Origin of the sequence: Streptomyces sp. NPDC056835 (genome assembly GCF_042789485.1) — a bacterium.
Classification (GTDB): Bacteria; Actinomycetota; Actinomycetes; order Streptomycetales; family Streptomycetaceae; genus Streptomyces.
The window spans coordinates 71,112-84,867 of record NZ_JBHUBB010000024.1; the positions used below are offsets into that span (position 1 = coordinate 71,112).

Annotated in this window: 10 protein-coding genes and 1 tRNA gene; 2 read left to right on the top strand and 9 right to left on the bottom strand. The window is 68.5% G+C overall.

Annotated features, from left to right (window positions below; all coding sequences use genetic code 11):
• Nucleotides 1-423, bottom strand: coding sequence for a hypothetical protein (locus tag ACFRMN_RS25810; protein ID WP_382876658.1), 423 nt, complete (start codon nt 421-423; stop codon nt 1-3).
• 385 nt (nt 424-808) lie between these two features.
• Nucleotides 809-1,933 (bottom strand): ABC transporter ATP-binding protein, encoded by a 1,125-nt coding sequence (locus ACFRMN_RS25815; protein WP_383023230.1) that lies wholly within the window; start codon nt 1,931-1,933, stop codon nt 809-811.
• 204 nt (nt 1,934-2,137) lie between these two features.
• Here ACFRMN_RS25815 and ACFRMN_RS25820 point away from each other — a divergent pair.
• A tRNA-Thr gene (locus ACFRMN_RS25820) sits at nt 2,138-2,211 on the top strand.
• Nucleotides 2,212-2,581: 370 nt separating this feature from the next.
• Here the strand turns inward: ACFRMN_RS25820 and ACFRMN_RS25825 are convergent.
• From ACFRMN_RS25825 to ACFRMN_RS25855, 7 genes are all read right to left on the bottom strand, one after another.
• Complete coding sequence (locus ACFRMN_RS25825) at nt 2,582-5,809, bottom strand: WD40 repeat domain-containing protein (protein ID WP_383023231.1); 3,228 nt, start codon at nt 5,807-5,809, stop codon at nt 2,582-2,584.
• A 1,010-nt stretch (nt 5,810-6,819) separates the two neighbouring features.
• Nucleotides 6,820-7,146: a CU044_2847 family protein gene (locus tag ACFRMN_RS25830; RefSeq protein WP_383023232.1), complete on the bottom strand. Its 327-nt coding sequence runs from the start codon at nt 7,144-7,146 to the stop codon at nt 6,820-6,822.
• A gap of 321 nt (nt 7,147-7,467) precedes the next feature.
• Nucleotides 7,468-9,084 carry an ABC transporter permease gene (locus tag ACFRMN_RS25835; protein WP_383023233.1) on the bottom strand — a complete coding sequence of 539 codons (1,617 nt, stop codon included), beginning with the start codon at nt 9,082-9,084 and terminating at the stop codon, nt 7,468-7,470.
• Complete coding sequence (locus tag ACFRMN_RS25840; protein WP_383023235.1) at nt 9,081-9,539, bottom strand: hypothetical protein; 459 nt, start codon at nt 9,537-9,539, stop codon at nt 9,081-9,083. The genes ACFRMN_RS25835 and ACFRMN_RS25840 overlap by 4 nt, the downstream gene beginning before the upstream one ends.
• 6 nt (nt 9,540-9,545) lie before the next feature.
• Entirely contained in the window at nt 9,546-10,256 is a 711-nt protein-coding gene (locus ACFRMN_RS25845; protein ID WP_383023339.1) for an ABC transporter ATP-binding protein, read from the bottom strand.
• 263 nt (nt 10,257-10,519) lie between these two features.
• Nucleotides 10,520-12,094 (bottom strand): NAD(P)/FAD-dependent oxidoreductase, encoded by a 1,575-nt coding sequence (locus tag ACFRMN_RS25850; RefSeq protein WP_383023236.1) that lies wholly within the window; start codon nt 12,092-12,094, stop codon nt 10,520-10,522.
• Nucleotides 12,091-12,768 (bottom strand): rhomboid-like protein, encoded by a 678-nt coding sequence (locus tag ACFRMN_RS25855; RefSeq protein ID WP_383023238.1) that lies wholly within the window; start codon nt 12,766-12,768, stop codon nt 12,091-12,093. Before ACFRMN_RS25855 ends, ACFRMN_RS25850 begins: the two co-directional genes overlap by 4 nt.
• On the opposite strand from ACFRMN_RS25855, the gene ACFRMN_RS25860 reads away from it, so the two are divergent.
• Nucleotides 12,767-13,693 (top strand): aminoglycoside phosphotransferase family protein, encoded by a 927-nt coding sequence (locus ACFRMN_RS25860; RefSeq protein WP_383023240.1) that lies wholly within the window; start codon nt 12,767-12,769, stop codon nt 13,691-13,693. The genes ACFRMN_RS25855 and ACFRMN_RS25860 overlap by 2 nt on opposite strands.
• Nucleotides 13,694-13,756 lie beyond the last annotated feature (63 nt).

A 13,756-nucleotide genomic window follows, 5' to 3' on the forward strand; every position in this document is an offset into this window, starting at 1 on the left:
TCAGCTCCCCGCGGTCTGCTGGGAGACGCCGTACGCGAACGATGTGTCGCACACGGGACGCGAGAAGGACTGCGCGCGCGTCGGGCCGTAGGAGGCCACAGCGGCGCGGCCGAGGGCCCGCGCGATCGACATGCAGTGCTTGGCGAGCGACGGGCGCTCCTCGACCTGTCGCTGAAGGTGCGTCAGGGCGATGCCCGGATCCTTCTCCTGAAGCTCCACGAGGAGCTGGTCGCGCAGAATGTCCTGGGGCGTACGGGACTTGGCCCGGACCGAGGCGGTGTCCGAAGAGGCGGTCAGGACCTGCGACTCGGAGTTGCTGGCCGCCCACGGAACACGGGCGACCGCGAGGGTCCCGGAGAGCACCAGGACGACGGGCAGTACGAGAGCGAGAGTTCGGCCGATACGGCGGGCTGTGTGGGTCACGCAGGCGAGCGTAGCGGTCAGTAATGATTTGGCGACATTTAGTCACTCGTGTGAGGGATGGTTCGACCGGACTTTTCGAATCGGGTGTTGACGCGCCCTGTCCGAAATGACCTGTCTGTCGGGGTATTTGTCGACACGCGCGTACGGCCCCGCACCGGAGTGCGGGGCCGTACGGACAAACTCGAACCGGAGGTCTTGCGGGCGCGGCCCCGGACAGGACCCAGGCCCTGTCCGGCCGATCTTCGCGGGCCCGCGGCGTCTGGCGCCGCACCTCGCCGCGTTGTCGGAGTCGCCCGAGTACGTCCAGTACACGGGCGATCCTCCGCCTTGCGATGCACGGCACCAGACGCCGCGGCCTGATCCACGAAGATCGACCGGGCAGGACCTAGTCGGTCAGACGCTCACCGGTCGAGGTCGAGAAGACGTGCGTCTCACCGGCGCGCGGGACGACATGCAGCTTGGCGCCCTTCTCCGGTACGGCGCGGCCGTTGACGCGGACCACGAGGTCCTTCTTCTCGCTGCCCAGGTCGGCGGTGCCGTAGACGTAACCGTCGGCGCCCAGCTCCTCGACGACATTGACGGTCACGGCCAGACCCGCCGGAGCGTCCTTGGACAGCGCGCCACCGGCGCCGCTCTCCTCCGCGAGGTCGAAGTGCTCGGGGCGGACACCGACCGTGACGGTCTCGTCACCCTTGTCCGCGGCGGCGGCGAGCGCGTCACGGGAGACCGGCACGACGCTGTTGCCGAACTTCACACCACCGTCGGTGATCGGCACCTCGACCAGGTTCATGGCCGGGGAACCGATGAAGCCGGCCACGAAGAGGTTGTTGGGGCGGTCGTACATGTTGCGCGGCGAGTCGACCTGCTGAAGCAGACCGTCCTTGAGAACCGCCACCCGGTCGCCCATGGTCATGGCCTCGACCTGGTCGTGGGTCACGTACACCGTCGTGATGCCGAGGCGGCGCTGGAGCGACGCGATCTGCGTACGGGTGGAGACACGGAGCTTGGCGTCGAGGTTCGACAGCGGCTCGTCCATGAGGAACACCTGCGGCTCACGCACGATGGCGCGCCCCATCGCGACACGCTGGCGCTGACCACCCGAGAGCGCCTTCGGCTTGCGGTCGAGGTACTCGCTGAGGTCGAGGATCTTCGCGGCCTCCTCGACCTTCTTGCGGATCTCCGCCTTGTTCACACCGGCGATCTTGAGCGCGAAGCCCATGTTGTCGGCGACGGACATGTGCGGGTACAGCGCGTAGTTCTGGAACACCATGGCGATGTCCCGGTCCTTCGGCGGCAGATGCGTGACATCGCGGTCACCGATACGGATGGCGCCGCCGTTGACGTCCTCAAGACCCGCGAGCATGCGCAGGGAGGTCGACTTGCCGCAGCCGGACGGACCGACGAGGACGAGGAACTCGCCATCCTCGATCTCGATCTCCAGCTGGTCGACAGCGGGCTTGGTGGAACCCGGGTAGACGCGGGTTGCCTTGTCGAACGAGACAGTTGCCATGGCGATGTGTCCCCTCACCGGCAGGAACGTGCCGGACGATCCGAGTAAAGGAATGGGTCCTCCGCCGGAAGGCGGAGGATGGGTCTAGTCCACCTGGGTGAACTTGAGGTGACGGTACCTGTCCCTTGCTGATCTGTCAGTAGTCCTGCGCGAACGAAATTTCCGGCGGAGCGGTGATCGAAGCCCGGTACACTGCTCGGGCACGCCTCCTTAGCTCAGTTGGCCAGAGCAACGCACTTGTAATGCGTAGGTCGTCGGTTCGAATCCGACAGGGGGCTCCGGTGAAGGCCAGGTCACATAGCCCGTGACCTGGCCTTTTGTGTTGCTCGGGGCGTGACGCGTCACACACGGCTGGGGTGCGGTGGGATGGCTTGCGTGAGCGATGCGTGAGCGGAGCGGCTCGGTGCCCCACTTCTTGGGCTTCTTCCGCGCCTTGTTCTTCTTCGCCTCGGACTTGCGCTGGAGCGGGACCAGCTTGGCGGTGGCCTCGGCGGAGCTCTTGCCGACGTGGGGGAGGGCGCTCTGGTAGATGTCCCGCGTGATTGCCTTGCGGCGGGCCCTTCCACAATGCGGGCGACGATCTCGACGAGTGGGTCTAACGAGTGGGGCCGAGCGTGGCCGTGCGGAGGGGGCCGTAGTGAAGAGGCTCTATCCGGAGAGTCCTTGGATCGACAACTCGTGACCGGCGGCACGCTGCCCTGAAATCCCAGGCCGAGACTGGCCGGCCCGGCCGAGACCCGCCACGGAGAGATCAAGCCGGATTCCGAGCATCCCCGCGTTCAAGCTGACCGTGATGTCGGGGCCCGCCTGCGCTGCCCAGACAATCGTGTGGTGGACGGGAATGTCCACCAATGGCCGCGGCCCCGCTGGGTCCCACACCCGCAGCGACCGGTCGTCACCGGTGCTCACCAGCACGGTACGTCCATCGACGACCGAGACCCACAGCTGGTTCACCCTGGCCGAGTGCCCTTCGAGAGAGGCGACCGGCTCCTGAGCCGTCACATCCCAAAGATGGATGACGCCGAACTCATTGCCGGTGGCGAGCAACACTTGACCGTCGACCCGGACGGCGCACTGTGCGGTGAGCGTCCCTCGGCCAATGCTCAATTGGGACAGGCAGGTGCCTGAACCGGGATCCCAGATCCTGACGCGCCCGTCGAAGGTGAGGCCGGAGATGGCGAGCCTCCCGCGTACCGGTACAGGACAGATTTCCCGCGCCCCCTTCGCACCCACGTCAAATCCGTGGACAGTCCGCTCTCGTGACACATCCCAAAAGTGCAGGGAACTCCCCAGCGACCCCACCAACACGGGGGAGTCACCGACCTTGACGGCGCAGATCGAATTGATCGCCGTGTACCGGTTGGCCGGGTGCTCGAAAACCCGGACCCGGCCACCACTTTGCGGATCCCAGATCTCAATACCCATGCCGGCAGTGGCGAGGCGGGGACACCCGTCGACCGGAACCGCACACATCGCGTTGACCATGCCTGTGCGCAGTCTGCGTACAGGTCGCCAGGAGACCGGGTCTCTGAAGGCGATGGACTCGTCACCGACTCGCGCCGTCGCCATGAGCAGTCCGGGCTCGGCACGGACCACGCAAGCCACATCGAAGCGATCTGCCTCACTGTCCTCCGAGAATTTGTTTTGTTCCCCGGTCGCCGGATCCCAGATGCGGATAGAACGGTCGTCGCCGCTGCTGGCCAGCCGGACTCGGGAACCTGTTTGAATGGCGCAGACCGAGTAGATCGCGTTGATGTGTCCCGGCCAGGTCGCGAGCTGGTGCCCGGTATGCGGGTCCCAGAGCCGCAGCGTCTCGTCCTCACTCGCGCTCACCAGAACCGATTTATCGCCGAGTGTCGTGGCGCATACAGCGAGGACGGAGTCATAGTGACCTTTCAGCACTCCAGCCTCGCTGCCGTCGCTCAGGTTCCAGAGCCGGATCACGGAGTCGTACCCGGCGCCGACAAGCAGAGTGCGCTCACGAACCCGGATCACACAAAGGGCCCGAGTCCACACATTCCATTCCCACGAGTCTTCGTGAGTCACGGTCCATCGGCTGGATCCCGTGGCGGGATCCCACAGGCGTACAGTTCCGTCTTCGCCACACGAGGCGAGCAGTGCACTGCCGTCCACAACGACCTCGCAGAGATCGGTGATCCACTCGTCATGGCCGCTGAGTTCGGCCACCTGTTCACCGGTGCCGGGATCGAGCAACCGGATGGTGGCATCCGCCGCCCTCGCCGCTGCCAGCAGAGTCCGGCCATCGTGTGTGAGGGTGCAGAGTGCCGAGTACCCACCCGCGTCTCCGCCGATGGTGTGCAAAGCCTCACCGATGGCAGGATCCCAGAAGCGAATCGCCTCGTCCCGTCCGGCCGACGCGAGGGCGTCCACCGCTCCGAGCCGCACAGAGACGATGGACCGGACCTCGTCTGTGTGTCCCTCCATGACCTGCAGTACTTCCCCCAGCACCGGGTCCCAGACCCGTACGGTACGGTCACCTCCTGCACTGGCCAGCAGCTCCCGGCCCCCAGCGGTAAACGTGCGCAAGACGTATGACCAGCGGGTATGGCCGTCCAGAACGGCTTCCTCCTGGCCAGGCACCACTGTGGACCAGCGGGCGCGGTAGGGCGCGGGCAACGACATCTCGCGGTAGACCCGGCCGAGACGCTGCTGGGCCTCCGTCACGCTGAACAGGGCAATGCGTCGGGAGGGGTCGGCATTGAACGCCTGAGGAGTGCGCCGAATGAATTTGGTTCTGGTCCGGGCCAGGTCGGAGACGGCGCGGTCGGCCACCGGTAGCAGTCGACGCAGATCGGCATGGAGCAGATACGCCTCCTTGGTCAGTAGCTCGTCCAGCACCTCCCCGGTCTCGGCGTGACCGGGCAGCGAGCGTTTGAGATACCGATCAGAGTCTGTCCAGCCGGTCCGCTCGCCTTCGGCGATCATGGCGCGGGCCAGCGACCGTTCATCCTCCCGGCGCGTATACAGTTCGGCTCGGGCGCTGATCAGGGTGTCATTGAGCGCCTGGTGGAAGAGCCGGTAGACGGTGTCATACCGTTCTCGGCCACCCGTCTCAACGAGGAAGTTCGCCGCCGAGGAGCGGGCGAACGCGGCGAGGGTGGCGTCCGGAATGGAAGGCCCGCCAAGTGCGGTGATCGCCATCCGCCACAGGGCGAGCGAGAAGCCCGGGGCTTCGGCGAAGGCGAGAGCGGTGAGGACGGAGCCGGCGGAGCAGCCGTGCACGGGCTGGATCCGGTCCAGGTAGTCGCGGAGTGCGCCGTCGACAGTCGGGATGAAGGCGATGTCCTCGGGCCGGACCGCCTCTCCGTCGTGCAGTCCGTGCGCCCGCGCGACCAACCCGGCCACCAGGAAGTTACGGTCGGCCATGGCCGCGATTCGGCTGGCGACCGGCTCCGCGGTGGCATCGTCGGCGTAGGGGTTGCCCAGCCGTTCGTCTCCCACCATCTGAAGGGTGGCGAGGGTGTACGAACGCAGGTCCTCCTGCTCGAAGAAGCCGGGCTGGTCGAGATCCACGAGTGAGAGGGCACGGCCGAACGGGAGGAGCAGATCACCGGAGTCATCCCGGCGCCTGCTGCCCACAATCACCCGAACGTTGAGGTCCGTGCAAGTCTCCACCAGCGGGGTGACGATCCGCCGGATGATCAGCCGCACCTGCTGGGCGGTGGCGGCCTCGTCGAGGGCGTCGATGACCACGGTGAAAGGAGCGGGCGGGCCGTTGTTCTCGGCCGGGAGGCGGCTCTTCAGGGCCTCGCGCAGATACTCCGGTAGGTACTCGATGTCGTCCGGGAGCGCAGCCGAGGCCGCTGCGGCGATCTCGATGGCGACGTCCAGTGCTGTCTTGCCCTTCGCGTGCACCGCACAGGAGACGGATCCGACCGGTGCACGTACGGCGGTGTCATCGCTCGGCAGCAGCTCAGCGATCTCCCCGTCCGCCGTGGTGACGATCCGGCCCAAGACAGCCGATTTGCCCACGCCGGGCGATCCGGTGACCACGAGCGCCTTCCGCTCTGGCGGGCTGTTGATCCAGTCGACGATGGCGCTGAGGGCAGCGGTCCGCCCACGGAAGCGGAACCCTTTCTCCGTGTCGATGCTGACGCCGCGGGCGCGTGGTCGCCAGTGTCGGCCGGCCTCCGGGTCGTGCCGTAGCGACCATCCCCAAGAGGCGAGGGCAGACTCGCCGGCCGCCTCGACCGTCCACGAGGCGAGATCGGCGATGCGCTCCCCCGGGAAGATACGGTCTATCTGCCAGAGCGATAGTGCACGGGCGTCGCCGTCGCCGCTCGCCTGGCCGACCATGCCGACGATCGCCTCGTACTCAGGTGACCACATCGCCGAGCCGCTGAAACCCGATTTGACGGTGTACCGGGAGTTGGTGTCGAGCCGGACCCAGCCATAGCCGAGAGCCTCGCCAACCTGACCGGTGGCCGAGTTGCCGAGCAGTTCGCCACCAGGGAACCCGAAAGCCCACCAGTCCCGGCCGACCATATCGGCCGGGACTGGGCAGCGCAGTCGAGGTACGCGGGTCGCCGGGACAGGATCGGCGAGTCGAAGGATCGCCACGTCCCGAGTCCGCTGGTGTTCAACGGGTGGCAGGACGATCTCCCGCACCCGGATACGTACGGTGTCGCACTCCTCCGCCTTGGGAAAGGCAACCCAGAGATCGATACCGGCGTCGGCGGCGGCACGCACCACATGAGCACAGCTGAGGACCCTGCAGGCGTCCAGAACAAAGGCCGACCCCAAGGAAATCTCGTCAGCCTCGGCACGATGGACGGCGGCGACCCAGGAGTCATTCGCGGGCCTGCTCGGCTGGTTGTCCATGACCGGCCTTCCCATGGTCCGCGCTGCTGCCCTGTCGTTCCTGGCTACTGCGCGTCCGACTGGCCAGCGGGCGCAGTGTTCTCCCGCCAAGTGAGGGTGACTTCGAAGTTGGCCTCGGTCGCGGCCTTGGCAATCAGCCAGTTGGCGGTGCCATTGACCTTGATGCCGAACTTGAGCTGGATCTCGCCCGGCTTCACCGCCGCGACCTGATCGAGCACGGTCCTTGCGGCCTGCACAGCGGGCTGGACGGCCTCGCGGACCCGGGCGATGGCGGTCTCCGCGCCGACGGGATGGAAGTCGTCACCGGTCTCGATCTCGAAGCCGACCGTGGTCTGGTCATCCAGAGCGTACGAGATGATGTGCGACGACATGTGACCCCCCAAATGGACCATGGACCCGCAGATGCTACCGCCCGGGTCTGCCCCCGTGCGGGATACGGTCGCCCTTCCCATGCCGGGAGCAGCGCAGGGCCAACCCCCTGGCCTCCTGCGCACTGCGCGTCCTAGCACCTCGGTTACAAGGCAGAACACCCACCCCAACCTCCTTTCAAGCGCTGACTCCCATCGCCCGCCTGAATCCGATACGGCGCGGGAGGAGCGGATGCCCGTGGTGTAGCCGTAGACCAGCGGTTCCCGGCTTCTGGTGTCGGTGGACGCTTTCGTCGACCTAGTGTCCTGAGTCGCTGATTCGGTTCAGATATCCGGCAAGGCGTTCGAGGGTTTCAGGACACTAGCGTCCCGCCGGCGGCGTGGAAGCACGGCGTCCGCGAATCCCTTGTCGCGGGCGTATACGGCGATGACGCGCACCCTGGACCGGGTGCCGTCCTCCCAGTCGATGCCGATGGTGTCTCCCACGCCGACATTGAGCGAGGCGGCGCGGCGTTCTCCCAGGGCGACCGTCTGTCCTCGTAGGCGGGTGAGAGAGCCCGCCCGGACATCCAGGTCGAGCAGCTTCGGCAGGGCCTGTTCGGTCACCGCGTAGCCCTGGCCGCCATGTGTCTCGGTCTTTCCCCGGCGCTCTGCCGTCAGTGTGGTGCTGACCGGCAGGAGACCGGTGACCGCCTCGACTCCTGGTATACGGCGTACCTCGTCCGCGTAGGTGGCGGGCAGTCCGATTCCGTCACCCTGGACCACGTAGTCGGCTTGGAGCCGTTGGCTGTTCCGGGTCTCCGTGGCCTGTGCCGTGAGTACGGGGACGGTCAGCAGTGTGCCCGCGAAGGAGATGGCCAGTACGAGAGGTGTCATCGCGGCGGCCAGCCGACGGGGTTGGGCGCGGGTGCCGGTGGTGGCGAGGAAGCCTCCGACGGGGAAGAAGCGGGCGATCGGTGCCCCGAGGATCGTGCTGCCGACGCGGGCGAGCAAGGGGCCGAGGAGGGCGACGCCCACCATGAGCACCATCACCATGCTGTCCGCGCCCCCGGCTTCCTGTGGGCCGCGGCTGCGGGCGACCGACGCCAGCGGGACGGCCGCGACGACCAGGACGGCGATCCCCGCCAGAGACCGGGCAATACCCGTACGACGTGACGGGGCGGAGGCTTCGCGCAATGCCTGCGTGGGGTGGATACGTGAGGCCCGCCGTGCGGACACCAGGACGGCGAGCTGGGCGGCCACGATGATCAGCACCGCCACTGTCAGCAGGGCCGCGGGGCCGATACGCAGGGGGAAGGTGTCCGGGATCATGCCCCGCCGGGCGAGCTCCGCGCGCAGGAGCGCGGCGAGGCCGATTCCGGCCGGGCAGCCGACGATCAGGGCGGCCAATGTGACGAGCAGGGTCTCGGAGGCGATCATCCGCCGTATCTGCCGCGGTGTGGCGGCGATCGCGCGCAGCAGTCCGATCTCCCTCGTACGCTGCTGTACGGACAGTGCCAGGGTGGCGGCGACCACGAACAGTGCGACGAAGAGGGCGATGACGCCGAAGGTGCCGGCGAAGGATCCGAGCGCGTCACCGGGGCCGGGGCTCAGCGCGAACTCGGACTCGCCTCGTTGATCACCGGTCAGTACATCGGTTACGTACAGTTCGGAGCCCTGATACGAGCCGTCGGAACTGTCGGAACTGTCGGAGGTCGCCGAGCCGGGGTGGAGTTTTTCGATGACTTCCCGTGCCTGGTCAGCCAGTTCGGCCCGTTCGGTGGGGGAGGCGCCGGGCTTGGCCCGTATACCGATCGCGTCCACCGGTCGCTGTCCGCCGGCGAGGTGGACGGCCTGCCGCGGCGAGAAGAACAAGGCCGCCTGGCGTCCTGGAGAGACGGGCGGTGTCGCCACGCCGGTCACGGTGTAGCCGCTGGGTGAGCCGGTCGTCGCCAGCGTCACCCGGCTCCCGGCCGCGCACCGGTCCGTTCCGCGAGTGAGGAGTCGAGCACGACCTCGTCGTCGGCCGCGGGCGGACGGCCTTCCCGGAGGGTGTACGGAGCGAGCCCGGCACTCTCCCAGCTGTGGCCCAGCGAGGGGCCGCCTTCCGGGCCTCCGGCGATGTCGCCCGCGCCGGTCACGACCGTCGCGGGAAAGGAGACCTCGGGGACCACTTCACCGGCACCGGGCAGTGCGCGCAGCTTTTCGAGGAGAGGGTCCGCGGGCGTGATGCGCTGCTGTCCGGCGATCACTATGTCGGTCGCCGCGTACCGCTCGGTGGGAGTGCCGACGCGCAGGGCGGATTCCAGGAGCACTCCGCAGGCCGTGATGAGTACGAAGGCGAAGGTCAGGGCGGTGAAGGCGCCGGCGAATCCCGCTGTGCGGGCACGGACGGTGAGCCATGCCAGTCGCAGCATGCCGGATCACCTGTTCCCGAGGTGAGCCATGCGTTCCGCCACCTCGTCCGTGGTGGGGGACTGGAGCGAGCCGGCGAGCCGTCCGTCGGAGAGGAAGAGCACGCGATCGGCGTGGGAAGCGGCCACCGGATCGTGCGTGACCATGATGACGGTCTGCTGAAGGGCCTTCACCGATTCGCCGAGGAGCAGCAGGATCTCGCGGCCGGTCGTGCTGTCCAGGGCGCCGGTCGGCTCATCGGCGAAGACCACATCCGGCCTGGTGACCAGGGCGCGGGCAAGGGCGACTCGCTGCTGTTGGCCGCCTGACAGCTCGGAAGGCCGGTGCCGTGAGCGGGTTTCGAGTCCGGTGCGTTCCAGGATCTGTGTCAGCCACGCGCGGTCGGTGCGACGACGGGAGAGCCGCAGCGGCAGCGTGATGTTCTGTTCGACGGTGAGTGAGGGGAGCAGGTTGAACGCCTGGAACACGAACCCGATCCGCTCGCGTCGTAACGCGGTGAGCGCGTTCTCGTCCAACCCGCTGATGTCCGCTCCCGCCAGCCGCACCTGGCCCGAGGTCGGCCGGTCGAGTCCGGCCGCACAGTGGAGAAATGTGCTTTTGCCCGAACCGGAGGGGCCCATCACCGCGGTGAAAGTGCCCCGGGCGAAGGACACGGAGACCTCGCGCAAGGCGTGCACCGCCGCTGGGCCCTTTCCGTACACCTTGCTCACCGAGTCCAGGCATACGGCCGCTTCCCGTTCCTGTTCCTGTTCCCGTTCCTGTTCCTGCGGGCTCGTCGGTGTCCCGCGGCTGGGGCCGGGTCCATTGCCGTGGCCGTGGCCGGGCGATAAGCCGGTGTCCTGTGCCGACACGTGGTTCTCTCCTGTTCTGGTTCGGGAGTTGCTGGATCGACTCGCTCGCGGGAGTCGGCAGTGTCCCTGGAGTCACCAGTGTCCCTTGGTGTCTCCTGATGTCCCTCGGCGCCTCTCGGCCGGCGGCTCCGTCAGCGGCCCGAGATCCGGTTCGCCGTGCGGGCCAGGGGGTGGGTCCCTGGGGTGGGGGACGTGGTCTCCTTGCGGTCCGCCGTGCGGTAGGCCGCGTACATGCCCTGCACGCCGAGCCAGCGGAAAGGCTCCGGTTCCCAGTTGCGGACCTTGTGGTTGACCCAGGGGAGGGTGGTCAGGTCGGTGGGGCCCGACTGGCCGGAGTCCTGTTGGATCAGGTCGCGGAGGGTGCGGGCCGCGAGGTTGGTGGTGGCTACGCCGGAGCCCACGTAGCCGCCCGCCCAGCCCAGGCCGGTGATGCGGTCGAGGGTGACGGTGGCGCACCAGTCGCGGGGGACGCCGAGGACGCCGGACCAGGCGTGGTCGATGCGGACGCCCGCGGTGGTGGGGAAGAAGTCGACCAGGATGTCGCGCAGGGCCTCGATGGTGGCGGGCTCGGTGCGGGAGGGGTGGCCGAGGCGGGCCGCCTTCGAGCCGTAGCGGTAGGGGCGGCCCCGGCCGCCGAGGGCGATGCGGTTGTCGGCGGTGCGTTGCGCGTACATGTAGGTGTGGGCCATGTCGCCGAGGGTTTCGCGGCCGTCCCAGCCGATGGTGTCCCAGACCTCGGCGGGAAGCGGCTCGGTGGCGATCATCGAGGAGTTCATCGGGAGCCAGGAGCGGCGGGCGCCTTTGAGGGTGGCGGTGAAGCCCTCGGTGCAGCGCAGGATGTAGGGCGCGCGGACGGTGCCGTACGGGGTGATGGCGTGCTTGGGCTTGATCTCGGTGACGGGTGTCGACTCGTGGATGGTGACGCCGAGTGCTTCGACGGCCGCGGCGAGGCCTTTGACCAGTTTGGCGGGGTGGAGCCGGGCGCCGTGCGGGGTCCAGCTGGAGCCGACGGCTCCGGTGACGCGGACGCGTTCGGCGGTCTCGCGGGCGCCGTGGAGGGTGCGGTCGGTCTCGCCGAAGGCGAGCTCGACGGCGTGGAACGCCTTGAGGCGGGCGAGCTGGGCGGGTGTGCGGGCGACTTCGAGGACGCCGCCCCGGTGGATGTCGGCGTCGATCTTCTCTTCGTCGGCTATGCGTATGACCTCGGCGACGGTGTCGTTCATGGCCTGCTGGAGGCGTACGGCGGACTCGTGGCCGTGCAGTTTGGCGTAGCGGTCGCGGCCCGCGACGCCGTTGTAGAGCCAGCCGCCATTGCGTCCGGAGGCTCCGTAACCGCAGAACTTGCCTTCCAGGACGGTGATGTTGAGGAAGGGGACGGCCTTCTTGAGGTAGTACGCCGTCCACAGGCCGGTGTAGCCGCCGCCGATGATGCAGACGTCGGCGGTGGCGTCGCCGGGGAGCGGTTCGCGGGGGGCGGGGATGCCGTCCCTCGCGTACCAGAAGGAGATGCCGCCGTTGCTCGTGCCGCCGGCGGTCTTGGCGCCGGGGCTTGTGCCGCCGTGGCTTGTGCTGCCGGTGCTCGTGCCGCCGCTGCTCTTGGCGTCGGTGCTCGTGCTGCCGGTGCTCGTGCTGCCGGTGCCCTGGGCGTCGGTTCTCTTGACGTCGCCGTCGCGCTTGTCGCTGCCGCCATTGTTCGCGCTGGTCATGAGGGTGTTCGTACACCGCTGTCCGTATGTCTGTCCAGGTTTCGGCGGCGTCCGCGGCCCCGGGTGAGCGGGTAGCAGGCGAGGCCGATGAGGACGGCGGCGAAGTGGCCGAGGTCGGTGAAGCTGCGCTCGGCGATCAGGGGAGTGCCGAAGAAGATGAGGACGGCGCCGAGATAGGGCAGATGCCAGGGCTTCGGGACGCGGTACGTCAGGACGGCGACGACACCGGCGAGCGCGTAGCTGACTCCGACATCGAGCGTGTTCACGGCGGACTGCGGGGCTTGGCCGTGGCGGATGGCCCAGCCCAGGACGCCTTCGCTGATCAGCGTGGCGCCGATGTGCGCGAGGGCGACGACAGCCAGCCAGCGCGTGGTGCCGAGCCAGTGTTCCGCCGGGGCGTGGAAGACCGTGTAGAGCACGGCGTACGGGGCCCACGTGCCGCCGTCGATCCAGAAGGCGCTGACGACGAGCACCCGGACGGGGTCGGTCGACAGCTCATGGATGTTGGTGGAGTTCTGGCGCAGGAAGTCCTCTTCGAACTGCGGTGACATGCGGTGGAGGGCGACGGTGGTGACGAAGAGGGCCGCCAGCCAGAGATAGGTGCCGGGGGCGCTCGTGATCCAGACGATCCCGGCGCGGACCGCGCGGCGGGCCTGGGGGAGGAAACGGCGCATGGGCCGATTCACCCACGCCCGTAGGATCGGTGACGTGATTGACATTCCGGTGGAGCTGGCGGAAACACAGTCGAAGTTCCTGGGCGAGGCGGGCCGCGCCTTCATCGCGGCGCTGCCGGGCCGTGCGGCGGACTTCCTGGAGCGGTGGGAGCTGCGCCGTACCGGCCCTTCGATGTACGGCATGTGCGCGCTGGTGCTGCCGGTGGAGCGGGCGGACGGTACGCCCGCCGTGCTGAAGCTCCAGCACTTGGACGAGGAGTCGGCCGGTGAGCCGGTGGCGTTGCGGGTGTGGGGCGGCGACGGCGCGGTACGGCTGCTGGAGTACGACGACGGGACGGGGACGCTGCTGCTGGAGCGGCTCGGCACCAGGGATCTGGGCGGGGTGGAGTCGCGGGAGGCGGTCCGGATCATCGCGGAGCTGTTGGCGCGGCTGACGTCGGTGCCCGCTTCGGCGGGGATGCGCGGGCTGGGGGACATCGCCGCGCGCATGCTCGACAACGTATCGGTGGTGTCGCGATCGCTGCCGGACGAGGGGGAGCGGAGGCTGCTGCGGGACTGCGCGGCGGCGGTGCGCGAGGTGGCGGACGAGCCCGGGGACCGGCTGCTGCACTGGGATCTGCACTACGAGAATGTGCTGGCCTCGCACCCCGGCGACCGGCGGGAACCGTGGCTGGCGATCGACCCGAAGCCGCTGGCGGGCGATCCGGGGTTCGAGCTGATGCCGGCTCTCGACAACCGGTTCGACGCGGCGGAGACGTTGTGGCGCTTCGATCTGATGACGGAGGTGCTGGGGCTCGACCGGGAGAGGGCGCGGGCGTGGACGCTGGGGCGGGTGCTTCAGAACAACCTGTGGCATGTGGCGGACGGGGAGCGCGCGTTGCTGCCCGACCAGGTGTCGATCGCCCGGTCGCTGCTGGCGCGGTAGGCGGGCGGGGCACCCGGTACCGGCGGGAGTGGCGCCCACGGGTGAGGTCCGGGGGGCCGGGGG